Here is a 19,047-nt window from a genome sequence, read left to right as displayed (position 1 = left end):
GGGTGTCGTCATGAATAACTCCAATGAGGTTGCTAACTTTCAGCGTTACATTATTGATCAACTCAAAGCGGGTCGTATTACTAAAGAGCAAGCGGTTCAGGCGCTGGCCAAAACCGACGCCACCGGGGGCAGTATGCGTGAAGAGCAGTCCGGGCCGCCGGGCAGTACGCGTTATGTGCCGGTGTGGCGCGATGCGCCGCTTGGGCGCGCGCTCGATGTGGCTCAGGCTCACGAACAGCATTGCGTGGTGGTCGTAACGGAGCACGGTCATGAGCGGTTGGTGGATACCTTGAAAGCCCGCCTGGATCAACGCCTGCTGGCCCGGATGACGGTAGTGTCGGCTCCCGAAGAGGCGGCCGCCAAAGGCACGCTTGCCGACCAGATGAGCGGTTTGGCCAGTGCGATGATCCTCGACGTTTTCCTCAGTTTGAAGGCGCAGGTCACGGCCATTTTGCAGCATGGTAAAGGCCGGAAAAGCTCGGCGGATACGCTGCTCCAGGTGTTTTTTCTGAGGCCCGATAGTTACGCTGAAGACAAAGTAGCGCACGAATCTGTGTATGTCGGAGTGGAAGCGGCTATTTCAGCCATGCTGAAAACCCTGAATAAGGAGCACCCGAGCATTACCACTCAACTGGTGGCGCTTGATGAAGCCTCCTTGGGTCAGTTAAGCCAAAATAGCCTGGCCGAGGAACAGCACAGTCACGCGGCGTATGTGCGCTACCTCAAGAATGTCCGTTATGTTCAGGTGTTTGAAACGCTCAGTGACCGTTCTGATGGTGCGTCGTTGCAAAGCTTTATAAAAACCGATGCGAGTTATCTGATTATAGGTGGCGTAGGCGGTATTGGTTTGCACTTGGCAGATTACATTTTGCGCCAGGGGCAGCAGGCCCGCGTCGTATTGACCGGGCGCCGCAGTGAAGCCGATCTGCAAAGTAATACGCCGTACCTGCAATTGGTAAACACCTACGGAAAGTCCCGGGTTTCCTATCTCACGGCGAACGCGGCGAGCTACTCGGACCTCAAGTCGCTGTTGATCAAGGTCGTCGCCTCCCATCACCTCGAAGGGATTTTCCACTGCGCCGGCACGTTGAATGACAGTTTTCTGGTCAACAAAACCGTCGAGCAGTTTGAAAATACCCTGGAAGCCAAAGTCAGTGGCAGCCTCCATCTGATTCAGGCTGCAAACGACGTCAGTCAACAGACTGAAACGGGCTTTGACTTCATTCTATTTTGCTCCTCTTGTGCAGGCCAGTTAGGTTTTGTCGGCCAGATCGACTATGCGGCCGGCAATGGATTCATTGATGGTTTCAGCGACGCTCGAAACAAGGTCGGGCGTAACGGCTTTGATCGCCTGTTGTCGGTGAACTGGCCGCTCTGGGAAAACGCCGGTATGGGTGTTGACCAGCAGGCGCTGAAAGAACTCCACGTCGAGTACGGTCTGTTGCCGTTGCCGGTCGATGTGGCCCTCAATCACGTGAATACGTTGTTACTGGCCGCCGATACCCACCATGTTCTGGTGACCTATGGCGATCCGGTGAAAATTGATAGCCAGTACGTTAACGCTAAACCACAGCGGAACCTGCAAACCCCGGCGCTCAGTCAGCAAACGGCTCAAGCAGCCAGCGGGAAGGGCGCAGTGACATCGGTTGAGACTGCCTATGATCCATTGGTCGCTCACCTCAAACAGTTGATCTCCAGCGTCCTGAAGCTGGAGACAAGCAAACTCGACACCTTCGAGCCGTTGCAAAGCTACGGCCTCGACTCGTTTTCCATCATGCGGATCAATCAGGCGTTGAGTGAGCATTTCTCTCGACTGTCGAAAACGCTGCTGTACGAAGTGGAATCCATTCATGACCTGGCCACCACACTGAGCCAGTTGCAACCCGACGCGGTGCAGGCGTGGCTCGGCGCGGTTGCCCCGGCAGCGAGCCAACAGGCTCCGCAAGCCTCTGCCCGTCAGGACGCTCAGCCGCGTCCGGCAGTGCCCCGCGCAGTGGATGCGCAGGCCGGTGATGCGGTCGCCATTATTGGTATTAACGCGCAGTTTCCGGGAGCGGCGAATATCGAAGCGTTCTGGGAGCTGTTGCGCAACGGCGTGAACGCGGTGACCGAGATTCCTGAGTCGCGCTGGTCCCTGGAAGACTTCTATGCCACGGACAAAATCGAGGCCATCAGAGACGGTAAATCCTACTGCAAGCAAGGCGGGTTTCTTGAACAGGCTTATGATTTCGATGAGCAGTTTTTCAAGCTCTCACCACGAGAAATCCTCGCCATGGATCCGCAGGAGCGGCTGTTTATGCAGTCTTGCTGGCGTGCCCTGGAGGACTCTGGTTACACCAAAGATAAAATCAAGCAGCAGTATGACGGCGACGTTGGTGTCTACGTCGGCATTACCAAGACTGGCTTCAATCTCTACGGCCCGGCACTCTGGAATCAAGACGAACGCACGATTCCGACGACCTCGTTCAGTTCTGTCGCCAGCCGTATTTCTTATCTCTTCGACCTCAATGGGCCCAGCATGCCCATCGACACCATGTGTTCATCGTCGCTGGTGGCGATTCATGAGGCGGTCCATAGTCTCAAGGCTGGGCGTTGCCAGATGGCGATTGTCGGTGGCGTGAACCTGTATCTGCACCCCGCAAGCTATGTACAACTCTGTGCGTCCAGCATGCTGTCGCAAAAAGGTCAGTGCCACAGTTTTGGCGACCAGGCGGACGGCTTTGTACCGGGTGAAGGTGTCGCGACGCTTATTCTGAAGCCGCTTCGGCAGGCCCAGGCAGACGGCGACCGGATTTACGCAACAATCAAAGGCTCGGCGGTCAATCATGGTGGCGCCGCCAAAGGCTACACCGTGCCGAACCCCAAGGCGCAAACGGCGGTGATCGAGAAAGCCCTGAACAGCGCCAATATCACAGCGGGCGAACTCAGCTACATCGAGGCTCACGGCACCGGGACGGAACTCGGTGACCCCATCGAGTTGAACGCACTCAAAGCCTGTTTCTCAGGTAATGACCTGCCTGAGTCTTCCTGCGCGATTGGCTCGGTAAAAAGCAATATCGGCCACCTGGAAGCCGCCGCCGGTCTGGCCGGTGTGATCAAAGTGGTGCTGCAGATGCAGCACCGGGTCCTGGTACCCAGCCTGCACGCACAGACGATCAATCCTAACTTGGAGTTCGACCAGTCGCCGTTCTATTTGCAGCGGGAGCTGATCGAGTGGCCATCGCGCAACAACCGCAATCGTATCGCCGGTGTTTCGTCGTTCGGTGCGGCGGGGGTGAATGCCCACGTTATTCTGGAGGAGTACACAGCGCCGCAGGAACAGGTCGTTGGCGCACCTGTCGGGCAAGAACATGTCCAGGCGTTGGTTTTCCCTTTCTCTTCGAATACCGAACAAGGCCTGAAAAGAAACTGCCGTCGGTTCCTGGATTTCCTTCAGGCGCAAGCGCCTGAAGCCTCCACTGCAATGGATATTGCGACGTTTATTCGCGCCACGCTTCGGGGGCTGGATAACAATCTCTCGTTGAATCAGGTTGACGATTCAACCCCCTTGGTCGATGCCGGGCTCAAACCATTTGATTTCTATCGACTATTCGAGGCCGTCAACACCCGCTACGGGCTGAATCTGTCGATGCTCAATTGGCAAGGCAGCGTATCGATTGGGCGACTGGTGGCGGTTATTCAGGGCGGCGCTTCATCGTCGACCGTACCCGCGTTGCGTGACGTCGCGTTCACGCTGCAGACGTGTCGAAATGCCCATCAACATCGCGTCGCGATTTGTGCCAGGGATCTAGCCGGTTTTATCGAGCGTCTCCAGCGCTTCCTTGGCGAGGAAGACCCTCAGGTTAATGGTAGCGGCCTGTATGCCGGGGTGAAAACTCACCGGTTTGAAGAGCTTTCCAAGCAAAGAGCGCTGGCCCACGACCGCGTTCAGATTGCTTTTGCCCACCACGAGTCGGACGCCTTGGCGCAACTGTGGGTCAATGGCAGCTTTGAGCAGTGGGAAGGTTTGTACAGCGATGGGCTGCAACCGAAAAAATGCCGGATACCCGAGTATGCCTTTGCGGCCAACACCCATAGCTTCCTGGACAAAGTCGGTTCGAACGCAAGGGCCGTCAGACACCTGGATCAGCCATCAGAAGCAGGGAAGGTGAGCGCCGAAATCATCAGTCACGTGCCCGTTCGCCTTGAAGTGCCGGCCGTTGCCGGATTCATTCGAGAAAGACTGGCCAATGTACTCAAGATGGATGAGGCGTCGATCAACAATGAGGTGTCGTTTGTCGATTACGGTCTGGACTCCATTCTGGGCGTTGATTTAATCCATTCGCTTAATGAACAGTATCGTCTCGGTTTGAAAACCACGTGTATCTACGATTATCCGAATGTCGAGGATCTATCCCGCCATGCCCATGGGCTGATTACGCCTGTGACGATCGTCGACTCGTCGACTAAATTCGCTCGGCCAGCGCCTCAGCTACTCAGCGAGTCGCCTGCAACTGGCCAGGAACGCAACCAAAAGCCGATTGCAATTATCGGCATGAGTGGCCGTTTTGGCGGTGCCGATGATACCGAGGCGTTCTGGAACAATATCCGCGACGGCAAAGACAGCACCGAATCGGTGAGTCGTTGGGACCTGGCGGACTATCTCAATCAGGAAAAGTATCGCGACGGTGTTTGCCAGCGCGGTGGATTCCTCAATGAAATTGATAAGTTCGATGCGATCTTCTTCAACATTTCCGGGGTTGAAGCCACGTATATGGACCCACAACAACGCCTTTTCCTCGAAGAGGCGTGGCATGCCCTGGAGGACAGTGGCTATGCAGGCAGTCGCCTGACCCCTGAAGTGAAAGATCAGTTCGGCATTTACGTCGGCGGCTGGACTGGCGACTACAACGAAGTGTTCGAGGCCAGTGAGGCACCGGCGCAAGCGCTGTGGGGCAACATGGGCTCGATGATTGCGTCGCGGATTGCCTATTACCTGGATTTCAAAGGGCCGGCGCTGACCATCGACACTGCGTGTTCAAGTTCGTTGGTGGCGATCCATCAGGCTTGTAAAGACCTGCGACTGGGGATCACCAATACGGCGATTGCGGGCGGTGTATTTGTACAGACGACGCCGCGCTTGTACGTGCAGGCGACACAAGCCGGGATGTTGTCGCCCACCGGGACGTGCTCGCCATTTGATGAAAACGCCGATGGTTTTGTCCCCGGCGAAGCGGTCGGGGCGATTATTCTTAAACGTTTGGACGATGCCTTGGCCGATGGCGACAACATTCGCGCGGTCATCTACGGTGACGGCATCAACCAGGACGGCAGAACCAACGGCATCACGGCCCCAAGCGCCGTCTCGCAAGAGAAGTTGCTGAAACGGGTGTACAAGGATTTCGGTATTACCGCTAACGACATCTCCATGGTGGAGGCCCACGGCACCGGCACCAACCTGGGCGACCCGATTGAGTTCAACGCACTCTGTGCAGCCTTCACCACGGACTCCGCGCACAAGAATTACTGCGCCTTGGGCTCGGTCAAAGCCAACATTGGCCACACCCAATTTGCCGCCGGTATCTCGAGTGTGATCAAGTCGGTGCTGGCACTGGAACACAGCACCATTCCGCCGCTGATTCACCACACCAAAGGCAACTCGCGAATTGATTTGGCCGGTAGCCCGTTTTATGTCGCGAAATCTTCACAACCGTGGCAAGCCAGAAATGGCCGGAGGCTGGCAACGATCAGTGCCTTCGGTGCCAGTGGCACCAATGCACACGTGGTGCTCGGTGATTTACCCCAGCCGGTACGGCACACGGCGGAGAAGTTTGGGCCGCAGTTGATTCTGCTGTCGGCGAACTCTGACCCACAGTTGGTCAAACTCCTGCAGAAACTGCGTGAGCACCTCGAGTCTGACGCGACGGTGTCGCTGACCAACATCGCTTACACCTTGGCCTGCGGGCGCAGGCACTTCGGCAAGCGCGTGGCGATTCTTAGCCGCTCGGTTTCTGAACTGGCCAATGCACTGGGCTCCCTGCTGTCAGCAGCCAAGCCGAGCATGCAAATCTTTACGCCGAGCGACCTGGGGCAGGGCAATGCCCAGGCTTTGCTGAAACAAGCGCACGTCTATATTGAAAACGGCCAGGTCAACGACGCTTCGTTCCAGGGCAGCATTTGTAGCCTGCCGGCAAGTCCGTTCAATTCCATGTCGTTCTGGGCGTCTTCGAAGGATAAAGCGCCGGCGAAACAGGCCTCCGTTGCACGTCCGAGTCCTCCCGCATCAGCCCCACGAGCCACGGCGACAAGGTCAAAAGCCGCCAGCAAGTACTGTGAATTCACCCTGACGGTGGATGATTTCTTCATCGCGGATCATTTGGTTATGGGGCAGAAAGTCCTGCCCGGCGTGATGTATATCGAGCTGATGAAACGCAGTGTTTGCGCGGTGTATGGCGACAAGTTCAAGAATGCCTACCAAATAGCGCTGAACGATATTGCCTGGGTTCAGCCGATGGTCTTTACCGACGCCACGCCACGCTTACCGATTATTGTGGAAGTGACAGAGCGAGGCGACAACGCTGACCTGAAGGTGCTGAGCCGAGATAAAAAGCAGCTGTATGCCCAAGCCATCTGTGATTTGTCGTCAGGTCAACAGGTGCTGGCAGAAGATCAGTCGTTCAGTCACCTGAAAGCACAGGGGATCCGGTTCGATGAGATTGACCTGAGCGCGGCAGGGCTGGCCCAGTATCGAAAAGTACCGGCAGCGCAATGCTATGACTTGTTGCGTCGCCATGGCATTACCCACAAGACCCGTTTGCAAGGTATCAAGGCCCTCTACTTTTCGCCCTCGACGGTCATCGCTCAATTGCAACTGCCGTCGATCCTGGCGAATAAACAGTCGCCTTTTTCGGTTCATCCCTGCCTTGCAGACTCTGCACTTCAGGCCATCTCGATTCTCGCTGTAGCGCGGGAAAAAGCCAAACAAACCAGGGATCAGGGTGGGGTGCAAACCCGGGTTCCTTTTGCAATAGACCGCTTTCAACAGTATCGGGAAATTCCACTCAACGCCTGGTCGGTTGGGCATGTGCTGAATGATGGCAAGAAAGAAATCTGGACCATTGTTATCTACGACGCGCAATCCAATGTCTGTGCGGTGCTGGATGGTTATCGCCAACGGATACTGTCCGGTGTGCCGCGATTGTCTGAAGCTTAAACAGGTCCTGGTGTTTGGGTGCTATTGATTGTTACCTCTGGGTAGAAGGTTTGATATGAGCAATGCCGTGCATAACATTTATGCCGTTAATCGTTGGCGGCCAATAGCGGGCAGCCCGTCGTTGGCGACCGATGAAAGCGTTCTGGTTATTATTCCAGTCACTGCTGCGGCGGGTGTGTCGCCAAACAGGCAGAGATTATTGTCGTGGGTTGGCGGTCAGGCTCACTGCAGCTTTACTGCGCTGGATACGCTGGAACGTATGACCGCGACACTGGCGGACTGCATCCCGGGAAAGATTAAAAGTATCCTCTGGATCGGCGGTAGCCTTGATGTCTCTGTGCACGCAGAGGATCAAGGTTTACAGTATGGTATCGAAGAAAAAATCTTCTTCAGGTTCTTCAAGGCGTTGCTGGAATTAAAGGCTGATGAAGTCAGGTTGTCGATCACAGTCGTCACCAAGAATAACTTCAATGTCAACAACGAAGGCACTAACACAGCGGTCAACGCCGGGTTGCACGGGTTGGTCGGTGCCGCTGCGAAAGAATACAGCCATTGGACGATAAGCTTGCTTGATGTCGATGACGCCTTTGTGGCGCGTGCGACCTCAAACCCCTCGCTGGTGCGCTCGTCGCAAGGTATTGAAAAAAGAAAAGTCAAAGGACAGACGTATTGCTGCCGCGACGATCAATGGTATGCCGAGCACCTGGAGGTGTTGCCGGTTGAAAACGGCAGTGAGCCGGTCAAGCCGATCTACCGTGACAACGGGGTGTATCTGATCATCGGTGGTGCCGGTGGCTTGGGCCAGGCCTGGACCGAAAGTCTTTTGCAACGGCACGATAGCCAAGTCATTTGGGCAGGTCGAAAAGCCATTAATGATGAAATCCGTCATTCATTGCGTGCCATGGAGAGACTCGGTCGTGCTCCCCTGTACGTATCGGTTGATGCCACCCAGCCACACCAAATGGAGCAATTACGACACACCATCCTCCGTCAATATGGCCGGCTGGACGGCATTATTCATTCGGCAATCGTCCTGGAGGACAAGACGGTTGCCAATATGTCTGAAACAACCTTTAGTTCGGCCCTTGCTGCGAAAGTGGATATTTGCCGAAACATCGAAAATTACTTTGCCGATCTAGACCTCGACTTCATCGCCTTCTATTCCTCGATCCAGAGCTTTGCTCGCCAGGCCGGGCAGAGTAATTACGCTGCGGGGTGCACCTTTAAAGACAGTTTTGCCCATTACTTGCAGGCCAAGTGCGCAACTACCCATGTCAGAACCATGAACTGGGGGTATTGGGGAACCGTCGGCATTGTCAGTGATGCGTCGTATCAAAAGGTGCTGGAAAAAAGCGGGATGGCGTCAATCAACCCGACCATCGGCATGTTGGCCTTTGAGGCGTTGATGGCAGGGGATCATTTACAGGCCAGTTTTATCGCTGCCTACGATCCAGAAAAAATAACATTGATAGATAAGGTGACACTTCATCAGAACACTACAGAATTTGGTTTTGTGCAATCAACAACTCAGTTAAATAACAATGTAGTGGAGGGCTGTATGATGGAATATGTGTATCGGAATGAACACTATATGGCCCTAAGGGAGGAAGGCGTTTTTTACCTGGAGGACATGGACAGCTACCTTTGCCGGATCGTCGCTGCCGATCTTGAAACCTTGGGCGTGTTTTCCGGTACTGAGTTTTCCGTTGAAAACGTGCTTCGCAAGACCGATATTCGCGCAGGTTTTTCGCGCTGGTTGACGGAGACCCTGATGAGCCTTGTGCGCCAGGGCTACCTTCGTCACGACGCTGGTCAATTCAGCAAAACGGCAGAGTTTCCTGAGAGCGATGCCAGCGCAGCCTGGCTCTCCTGGAACACCGCAAAAGTTGAATGGCTGCTGGATGATAATAAATCCGCTCAAGTCAAACTGGTTGAAGCCCTGCTGATCCATACCAAGGAGATACTGACCGGGAAAATAAAGGCCACCGACATCATGTTCCCTGACTCTTCGATGCGCATGGTCGAGGGTATCTATAAAAACAACCGCGTTGCTGACTACTTCAACCTGGTGCTTTCGAGGACGGTGGTTGACGAAATCAACACGCTGCTGGCCGCTGACCCTCAGCGGAAAATTCGCATTCTGGAAGTGGGCGCTGGCACCGGCGGTACAACCGCCGTGTTACTCAAGCACCTGGCGCCGTTTCACGCCAACATCGCAGAGTACTGCTACACCGACCTTTCGAAGTCGTTTCTGTTTCATGCCCAGCGGGAATACGGGCCAGGCAATCCATTCTTGCGCTACGAGATTTTCAACGTAGAAAAGTCGGTCGATGACCAACCACTGCAGCGTGATTACTACGATATTGCAGTTGCCACCAACGTGTTACACGCCACCAGTGACATTGCCGCCTCGATTCGCCGGGTCTGGGAAGTTTTGAAAGATCAGGGCTCATTGATCGTCAACGAGCTCAGCCGCAATACCTTGTTCAACCACCTCACGTTTGGTTTCCTCGACGGTTGGTGGTTGTACAACGACGATCACATCAGGGTGCCGGGCTCTCCGGTTCTGGAGCCTGCCACGTGGCACAACACCGCCCTGCAAGTGGGTTACGGCTCTACGCAGTTCCCCGCCGAGCTGGCCCACGACATGGGGCAGTTCGTGATGTTGATGCGTGCGCAAAAGCACGCCGCGTCCCTTGCCCCCAAGGTCGTTGAGTCCGGATCCAGTCATTCATCAGGGAACGAATCCTCCATGCTTACCCCGTCAAATACCCCTTCGGCTGTCAACGTTGCAATGTTGAAAGCCAAGAGCCAGGCGTTTTTCACTGATCTGATCGCCGACGTCGTTCAGCTTCCTGTCGATGAAATCGCGCTGGACCTCTCCCTCGAAAAACTGGGATTCGATTCTATCCTGGTCGTCACCCTCACCAATAAACTGCGTGAGCATTTCGAGCAGGTCAGCAGTTCCCTGCTGTTTGATATTGATAGCGTCGAAGGCATCATCGATTACTTTATCGAGCAAGATAAACAGGCCTTGGCGGCGTTGCTGGGTATTGATTTCAGCGATGCACAACCACCTAGTGCTGCCCCGGTTGCCGTTGCTTCTCACACCCAGGCCCCTGCCAGCGCACCTGCGGTTACTCAGTTTGACGTGATCGACCTGGGCGCATTCTCCCTTCAAGAGGTTGACGCCCCGTCGGCGTCACTGCCTCAGGTGTCTGATTTCCAGGAAACCTACCCTGAACCCCGTCGTTCCGGCGATATCGCGATCATCGGTCTGAATGGTACTTACCCTGGCTCGCGGACCCTGGACGAGTTCTGGGAAAACCTGTCGCAAGGTCGTGACCTGGTGACCTCAGTGCCCAAGGCAAGGTGGGAGCAAACCGGCTTTAATCGGGTCGAAAATCCGGAAAATTTCAAGGGCGGCTTTATTGACGGCTTTGACCAGTTCGACGCGGAGTTCTTCGACTTCAGTGAAACCGATGCGCTGCTGACAGATCCTCAGGAACGCAAATTCCTCGAATGTGCCTTCTCGGTGCTGGAAGATGCGGGCTACACCAAAGAGTCCCTGGCCGAAAGTGACATGACCACCGGTGTCTATGTCGGCGCGATGTACCAGGAGTATCAGCTGCACAGCGAAACGGCTAAAGGTCTGTACGAAGGGCAGGCCATCTCCAACAGCTTTGCCTCCATTGCCAACCGTGTTTCCTACATCCTGAACCTGGAAGGCCCTAGCGTCGCCATAGACAGCATGTGTTCGTCATCGCTGTCCGCCGTGCACCTGGCGTGCTCTGCGTTGAAGCTTGGGGAGATTGATTACGCGATTGCCGGCGGGGTCAATCTGACCTTGCATCCCAACAAATATGGTGTGCTGAAACAGGGCGGCGACCTTTCGCAGACCGGTAAATGTGCGAGCTTTTCCGAGAGTGCAGACGGCTATGTACCGGGAGAAGGTGTTGGTGCGGTCTTGTTGAAACGCTACGAGGATGCGCTGCGCGATGGCGACCACATCTATGGGGTGATTACCGGGTCGCTGATCGTTCACGCAGGCAAGACCAATGGGTATACCGTTCCAAGCCCGAAAGCTCACAGTAAGCTGATCTCAAAAGTGGTCCAACAGGCCGGCATTCGTTCTGCGGACATTTCGTACATTGAAGCGCACGGTACGGGCACCCATCTGGGCGACGCCATCGAAATTCATGGGCTGAGGCAGGCGTTTTCCATCGATCAAGACTCGGCACAACAAGGTAAGTTCTGCTCGGTAGGCTCGGTGAAATCGAATATCGGTCATTGCGAAAGTGCCGCAGGCATGGCCGGTTTGACCAAGATTCTGCTGCAACTGAAATACCAGCAAATCGTCCCTTCGCTCCACTCGAAGAAAATTAATAAAAACCTGCAGATCGAAAAAACCTCCTTCTCGATCCCCCAGTTGCTGTCCCATTGGCGTCTGCCGAATAAAGAGGTCAAAAAGCGGATTGCCGGCCTGTCGTCCTTTGGCGCGGGCGGTGCGAATGCGCACTTCATCATCGAAGAGCACGAGGAAGTGTCGAATCAGGTCAATTACACGATGGATTACCCGGAACTGATCGTGTTGTCCGCAAAATCAAAGGAGGCGCTACACCAGAGAGCTGCGCAGTTGCTGGGCTACATCCACTACAACGCTCAGCAAAACACCTCCCTGAACAACCAGCCACGATACTGGTTGGGCAACATTGCCTATACGCTGCAAACTGGCCGCACTCAAATGCCGTACCGCCTGAGCTTCCTGGCGGACTCCATCGAGCACCTTGAAGACAACCTCGATGCATTCCTGAATGATAAAAAAGGCAAATCCCCGCTGCATGTCTGCTATGCCAGCGAGATGGACGCCACAGCGAAGCTGTTGTACGAGGATAACTCCCTTGAGCTGATTCTTTCTGAATGGCTGAAGCAAGGTAAATACCAGAACATCGTCGCGCTCTGGGCCAAAGGGGTGGTGATTAACTGGGGCGGCCTGCTGGGGAAAAGAGGGCAACGTATCAGCCTGCCGACCTACCCGTTCTCACAAAACCGTCATTGGTTGCCGATGGGCAACCACACGGCCGGCGTGTCTCAAAAAGTCGAGGCAGCTTCTGTGCAGCAGCGGGTGAAAACCGTAGCCGCTATGGTTGAACCGGTCGTTGAAAAAGTCGCAGGGAAGATTGTTCAGAAAACCGTTGAGCCGGTGGTTGGCAAGCCGTTCATTACGGCACCGGTGGCGGTCGAAAAAGTCACCGCCGAACCGAAGTCGTTGTTTATTCATCGCTGGAACAAGGTGGACGTGAGCCCACATCCGAAACCGGCGCAGGCCGATACGAAAATCTGTGTCGTTGGCCTGGACACCCTGGACTACTTCCAGCGAGATCTGGAGACCTGCGGCCTCGATGCCGGCTCTTCAGAATGGCAGCAAGTCCTGCCGAACGGCTTTGCCCAGTCCTTCGCTGATCTGGCCAAGTCCGTCTCACGTCAACTAGCGAAGAAGGTCAAAGCCTGGCTGGCGGACAGCACTCAGCCTTTGCACCTGCAAATCATCATGCCGTTCGATCGCCAGTATCAACTCTATGCAGCATTGACCGGGGCGTTGGAACAGCACGTGCTGGGTGCTGCCAATGTCAAACTGACGATTATTTACTGTGAAGCCTTGTGCTCGTTTGCCAACATTTCGACGCTGATCAACCGTGCAGCAGACACACAGACTCACATCGCTGAATACCTGTGTGCCCACGACAGTATCTATGCCGGCAGCGTGCAGAAAGTCAGCCAGCCGGAATCAGGCTCGTTACTCAATGACAACTGTGTCTATGTCCTGGCAAACGGCTTGAATGAGGTGGGCCAAAGTGTGATTCGTGCGATTGATGATGAAACCAGCGGATGCCATATCGCAATCCTGGGTGACGCGCTTTCAGCGCCAGACATCGATGAGCAAATCGGGTTACTTCAGAACAGCCTGGACAATACCAAAGTCGGCTACTACGCGGCTGAACTTGACGATAGAAAGTCCGTGTTCAATGCACTGTTGCTGATAAAAGACCAACTGGGCGATATCCAGGGTGTGCATTACATTGTTCCGGCCGATGACAAGGTTCAGCAGCATAAGGAACCGTTGAAAGACAAGGCGCTTATTCGTCATCTCGCGGCACTGATTAACCTAGATGAGGCGACCTACTCATTTGACTCCCAGCTGCAATCGTTCTCCATCGTCATGACCGTCGAGGAACACGACAGTAAACAGCTCAACACCCTGGCAAAAACCTTTGGTCGTTATCGCGCGGCGTTGCAGGGTACTGGTTACCGCGAAGGCAAGACCGTAGCGCTGGAAGTGGAGGGCAACGCGGCCAATGACATTGCCACTGCATTTATTCACGCCCTGGACAAAAACCATTCGGATGAGCAATTCGCGTTCATCTGGAAGGCCGCAACTCTCGCTGACAACACGCCAGTCATTCAACCGCAGGTAACCGTGGAGCCTCCCGTTGCATCGCCTGCGCCACTGGCAGCGGTCGCGCAAAAACAGCCAGCCTATTCGTTTGATGGCGCCAGCGACGAGTTGCAGGCAACGGTTTCCTGGTTGGTTTCAATCTCCTCGGAGTTGCTGGACAAGGAGTCAGCTTCGTTTAGTCCTGTAGCAACGTTTACTGAAAACGGCTACGAGTCGATCAGCATTGTTGGGTTGTGTGAGTTGATCAACAGCCGTCTGGGGCTGGCGATCTCTGTGGTGGTGTTTTTCGAGCACGACACCATTCAGTCGTTGGCACAGTACCTGGTGGCTGAGCACGGCGACCAGATTGAAGAAGTGTTAGAAACCGACGTGGAGGGCTGATGCAATGAATGTCAGGACCGATGCGCTCGCCAGAGACACCGCCTCGCCGCTGAACCAGGGGATGGTCTATCCCTTGCACAGGATATTTATGTTCGGCGGGCAGGGGTGTCATTACTATCAGATGGCGAGCCATCTATTCCTGACGCATTCAACGTTTCGTGAAGCCATGCTGCGGCTGGATCTGATAGGCCAACGCATACTGGGTAAATCGGTAATCGCGGAGATTTATCGTAAAGACAAGTCTCGCAGCGATGACTTCTCCTCTATCACGTTCACTCATCCGAGCATCGTGATGGTGCAACTGGCACTGGTCTCAACCCTCGCTGCTGAAGGGATCACCGCTGACTCGGTGATCGGCACGAGTTTGGGGGAGTTCATTGCCGCTTGTGTTGCCGGTGCCATTTCGGATACGGATTTATTGGCTGCAATCTGTGATCAAGCCTTATTGATCGAGCAGTTTGCAGGACAAGGCAAGTTGCCGAAAGGCGGCATGCTGTCGGCATTGATTACCCCGGATGAAAGGGACGCACTGCTCGCCGAGTTTCCTGAAGTTGCTGTTGCGGGTGTGCATCACTCACGACACGTCACCTTTTCGGGAGATACGTGGGTGATTGATGCGTTGGAAAAGAGCTGCCAGCAACGAGCTTTTTTATATCAGCGGATCGCTGTGGACTACGCCTTTCATTCGCCTGCCATACGCCCGTTAAAAGCGGCTTCTTTAGCGTCGATAAAAAAGTACACAACCGGGGCATTCACGCTGCCTTTTTACTCCTGTGCAACGGTTGCGCGGTGTCGTGTGATTGACGCCGAGCACTTTTGGGGGATCGTTGAGTCACCCATCAACTTTGCAGACACCATCGACTTGATAGAGGCAAGCGCCACAGGCGCGACGCCTGTGTATGTTGATCTTAGTCCTTCCGGATCGTTGCATGGATTTGTCAAACAGCATCTGGGTGCGTTCAGGGCAAAGCAGGTCCCTGTGAGCCTGACGCTGATGTCCTTGATGAGTAACGACACGACTCAATACCAGGCCGGCGTGCTGACCCTAAAGCGCCTTGCAAAGGCGTATAGCGAAAGCGCTATCGCTCAACCCGGGCCTCAAGACACTACCTTGGTAAATCATTCTATGGAAAAGACTCGAACAAGCGTGGTCGGCAATAATCCAGCAAAGAACACTGCCCTTGTTTTTCCAGGACAGGCCTCACAGCGAGTGGGCATGGGGCGTGAATTGTTCCAACGTTTCCGTCGGCAGACTGAAATCGCCAGTGATATTCTGGGATATTCCATTGAGCAGCTGTGCCTGGAAGACCCACAGAAGCAGTTGAACAAAACACAGTACACGCAACCTGCGCTGTATACCGTGTGTGCATTGCAGTACCTCGCCTATCGGGAAGATAACGAGGTGGTGATCAAGTTCCTGGCCGGGCACAGCCTGGGAGAATATGCGGCGCTGTTCGCCGCGGATGTCTTTGACTTTGAAACGGGACTGCGCATCGTCAAGCACCGCGGGGAATTGATGTCTTCCGCGAATGCCGGTTCCATGGCCGTGATCCTGAATTATAAAGCTCAGGATCTGCAGCAACTGCTCAACGATAACGGCATTACCAGCATTGATGTTGCAAACATCAACTCTCCGGATCAGTTGGTGATTGCAGGGCCGCATCAGGCGCTGGAGGCGTTTGAAGGCATTATCAACTCGCTGGCGGGCACCTACATTCCTATTCCGGTGGGGGCACCTTTTCATTCGCGCTACATGCAGCCGATAGCACAAGATTTTGAGCGGTTTCTCGAGCCTTTCACGTTTCGACCGATGAATAAAACGGTGATCAGTAACGTCACCGGTTTGCCCCATCAGAATGAAACGCTGAAGAGCCAACTGGTGAAGCAACTGTACAGCCCAGTGCAGTGGTTGGACAGCGTTCGTTACTTGATGGGGTTGGAGGTCGATGAGTACGTAGAGATCGGTCCTGGTGATGTGCTCACCAAGTTGACCACCAAGATCCGCAATAAATGCTCGCCATTAGTCTTGGGTGAGAAAGTCATTCGCCAGGTGCCAGGCAGCACAGAGAGCGTGGAAAGCAAGGTTGCCCGGCAGCCTGCGAAAGACGGGTTGGGTAAGGCTTTCAAAAGTCGCTGGAGCCGGGGGGATGAGTTTTCTAGTTATTTTGGCCTGGCTTACCCTCATGTCCTGACGCTCTCGGAAGATAATCTGGATTATTCTTTTATAGAGCGTGCACAGGCGTGCGGACATCTAGCTTTTCAGGCAGTTCCTTGGACCGCTGAGGCGATTGATTCCGGTAGCCTGGACAGCATTCTGTCGAGATTGGGCGCCAAAAGATCCAATGACTCCGGGTGTGTGGGGGTGGCTATTACCCACAGTGAAAACGATAAGGTTCTGTTTTCAAAAGTTCTGGCGCATCAGTTGAACGCTGTCGCCCTGACCGGCGTCTACGGTATGACGACTGAACTGGTCTACTACCGGGTTATTTCGGCCTACCAAGGGCGTTTTAGTAGTACCCCACAAAAGAACAAGTTGTTTATCAGCGTGGATGATCCTCGCTGTGTTCAGGGCTTTTACCAGAAGCTACCGCAAGGTGTTCTTGAGCGTTTGCACCTGCAAGGGCGAATTGATGCTGCTCAGTTTGAGTTTGCGAAAAACATCGCTGCCTGTGATGCCATTATTCTCAATAATGAAGAGCATGACCTGGAGGCATTGATGAGCATTAACCGGTTGAGGGTTGAACACCCTGAACTGGATATAAAGATTGGCATCGAAGGCGCGCTGTCGGCCCCGAACGACTTCACTCAAGGGACGCTCAGTCAAATAGATTTTTTTGTCAGCAGTGAGTTGAACGTGCTGATAGGCGAGTCTTTTTTGCCTGGACTGATCAGGCAGACCCTTTTTTCCGCAAGCGACGCCTTTATAGTGGATCTTCCAGATCCTAAGACGATCCATTTTGGTGGGCGAGCCAAGACGTACATCACTAATGATCCAGCGATTCGCCAGCGTGCGGGTAACGCCCATGGTTGGCTGTCGGATGATCAAAGGCCAACGCTATGCAGGTTGCTACCGTCCAACTATCTGGCCATTTCCGAATGGCTCAAGGTTCAGTTCGTCAATAAACAGCCCTCGTTGGCTGAGTTAAGCTCGGCTCTTTTGGATGGCGTATAGGCTGCCAGGGCTTTGAGTATTTGGACTGTCTCTTTTTTGTATATATTTAATTGCCAGGGAATGCCGGTATGTCCAATCTGTTTATTTCTAACGTCGTGTTTGATTTCGACGAGTCGAAGTCAATTGATAGCTTGTCATCTTGCATGAGTCCTGATGAGCTTAAGGCCTTTCGGGCGGGCGGCTTTGAATATTATGTAAATGAAAGTCGTGACGTTTATGCTGTGTGCGAAAAGGCAGCCGCGAAGGTCCTGGATGAGAGCCATGTCGGTCGAGAGGATGTGACCGATATTGTCTATATCAGCTCAACCAAATTCATTGACAAGGTCGTTGGCCTGAGTGTCTACCTCTCGAAGTTGGCAGCGAATATCGGTATTCATAAGGCGACGTTGTATGCCTTGTCTGCGGGGGAGTGCGGTAATTTCGTTCATGCCTTGCGTTTTTGTGGGCAGATCCTGCAGGAGCGCCCAGACAGCAAGGTTTTGTTGGTATTCGCAGAAAAGCTGATGACTGACGAGGAGCGGCATTATCCTGGAACGGCGATTTTAAGTGACGGGGTGGCAGTTTGTCTGGTGACCTGCGAAAAAACCAGAAACTGCTATGAGGTTATCGCGCGGTCGGAGGCCACCGACCACCGAGTCACTAAGGCTTATGCTGAAAAGAAAAATATTGATGCGTTACGGCTCGCCTTGACCGCAGTTCGTACGCTGTCTAGGGATATTTTTTTGAAAGTTGATTTTGATAAAAGTGCTATAAGCCACTTCATAACCAATAACTTTATTATGCACTTGTCCAAAATGTACATTATGGAGGTCGGCGGCGACGCCTCAACACTCAGGCTGCCAACGCGGCCTCCGAAAGCGCATGTTTTTACGATTGATAGTTTGTTGAATCTGACGGGGACCCCGATGGATGATGGTGATTTGGCCTTTTGCCTGAGTTTTGGCATGTTTTTTTGGGGGGCATGCATCGTTAAGTACCATGCCTGAAAAAGCTTTATGACCGCGTGTTTATGCCTTGGGGACGTACGCGCGCGGACGGGGTCGAGTTGCGGGGCGCGCGGTGAGTGACCAGGTATTCAATGAATTTTTGTCAAGTGAAATGTTGCTGTTGTGCAAGGGTGTGATATGCATGAACTGCTGAAGGTAGCGATTGAGTCTGCTGTACTGTTATTTGTTCCGGGACCGACGAATACGTTATTGCTGGCGGCCGGCGTGTCCAAGGGGTTTTTGACGTCTGCTGGTTTACCGTTGTTCGAGCTTTCCGGCTACGTGATTGCGATCACCTTCTATTCCATTCTGATCGAATATGTCTCGGGCAATACAGGTTGTCTGTTTTTCATGAAGGTGTTCTGTGCGGGCTCTATATCTTACCTGTCTTGCAAGACGTGGAAGCTTTCAGGTGACTTTTTAAAAGCGACCGAAACTATTTTGGGATTTAATATATTTATTACTACGTTGTTTAATCCGAAAGCATTTATTGTGTCTTCGATCATCTTTTCCGTTACGCTTATCGACGATCCGCTTTTAATTGCTCAGGAAATGCTGGTCTTTTCTGGGGTTATGTTGCTGGCAACCCTTTTTTGGCTGAGCGTCGGAACTGTTGTCAATCTCCATTCGCAGGAAGGAGGGGGCACAAGGCGGGTAATACTTAAAGCATCAGCATCAGCATCAGCATCAGCATCAGCATCAGTATTGATGATGTTTTCTTGCGCTATATTATATTCAGGTGTTTCCAGCCTGCTGAGCTAATAATATTGATGACCAATATGAGCTGGACAGCGGTTTGCACAACCGTCTGTAGCAGCAATCATACCCTCCATGAATTTCCCCAAACTCCGAAGGATCA

Annotated in this window: 5 protein-coding genes; all 5 read left to right on the top strand. The window is 53.6% G+C overall.

The window, feature by feature from the left end:
- Positions 1–10: 10 nt before the first annotated feature.
- The 5 genes from KBY08_RS12795 to KBY08_RS12775 all read left to right on the top strand — a co-directional run bounded on the left by KBY08_RS12795 (position 11) and on the right by KBY08_RS12775 (position 18,950).
- Positions 11–7,192, top strand: coding sequence for a type I polyketide synthase (locus tag KBY08_RS12795; RefSeq protein ID WP_225651155.1), 7,182 nt, complete (start codon positions 11–13; stop codon positions 7,190–7,192).
- 55 nt (positions 7,193–7,247) lie between these two features.
- Positions 7,248–14,030, top strand: coding sequence for an SDR family NAD(P)-dependent oxidoreductase (locus KBY08_RS12790; RefSeq protein ID WP_032653299.1), 6,783 nt, complete (start codon positions 7,248–7,250; stop codon positions 14,028–14,030).
- Between the two features lie 4 nt (positions 14,031–14,034).
- Complete coding sequence (gene fabD / locus KBY08_RS12785) at positions 14,035–17,202, top strand: ACP S-malonyltransferase (protein ID WP_058822780.1); 3,168 nt, start codon at positions 14,035–14,037, stop codon at positions 17,200–17,202.
- Between the two features lie 68 nt (positions 17,203–17,270).
- The gene (locus tag KBY08_RS12780; RefSeq protein WP_032653293.1) at positions 17,271–18,188 is read left to right on the top strand and encodes a hypothetical protein; all 918 of its coding nucleotides are present in this window, start codon (positions 17,271–17,273) and stop codon (positions 18,186–18,188) included.
- A gap of 138 nt (positions 18,189–18,326) precedes the next feature.
- Positions 18,327–18,950 carry a hypothetical protein gene (locus tag KBY08_RS12775; RefSeq protein WP_225651154.1) on the top strand — a complete coding sequence of 208 codons (624 nt, stop codon included), beginning with the start codon at positions 18,327–18,329 and terminating at the stop codon, positions 18,948–18,950.
- The last annotated feature ends 97 nt before the right edge of the window (positions 18,951–19,047 follow it).

This window comes from Pseudomonas sp. P135 (assembly GCF_020312125.1).
In the GTDB taxonomy this organism is placed as follows: Bacteria; Pseudomonadota; Gammaproteobacteria; order Pseudomonadales; family Pseudomonadaceae; genus Aquipseudomonas; species Aquipseudomonas fragariae.
This window is presented reverse-complemented; position numbering and strand designations above follow the sequence as displayed.

Coding starts and splice junctions, on each gene's coding strand:
- KBY08_RS12795 (WP_225651155.1), top strand. CDS start 11: ATGAATAACTCCAATGAGGTTGCTAACTTTCAGCGTTACATTATTGAT.
- KBY08_RS12780 (WP_032653293.1), top strand. CDS start 17,271: ATGTCCAATCTGTTTATTTCTAACGTCGTGTTTGATTTCGACGAGTCG.
- KBY08_RS12775 (WP_225651154.1), top strand. CDS start 18,327: ATGCATGAACTGCTGAAGGTAGCGATTGAGTCTGCTGTACTGTTATTT.
- fabD (WP_058822780.1), top strand. CDS start 14,035: ATGAATGTCAGGACCGATGCGCTCGCCAGAGACACCGCCTCGCCGCTG.
- KBY08_RS12790 (WP_032653299.1), top strand. CDS start 7,248: ATGAGCAATGCCGTGCATAACATTTATGCCGTTAATCGTTGGCGGCCA.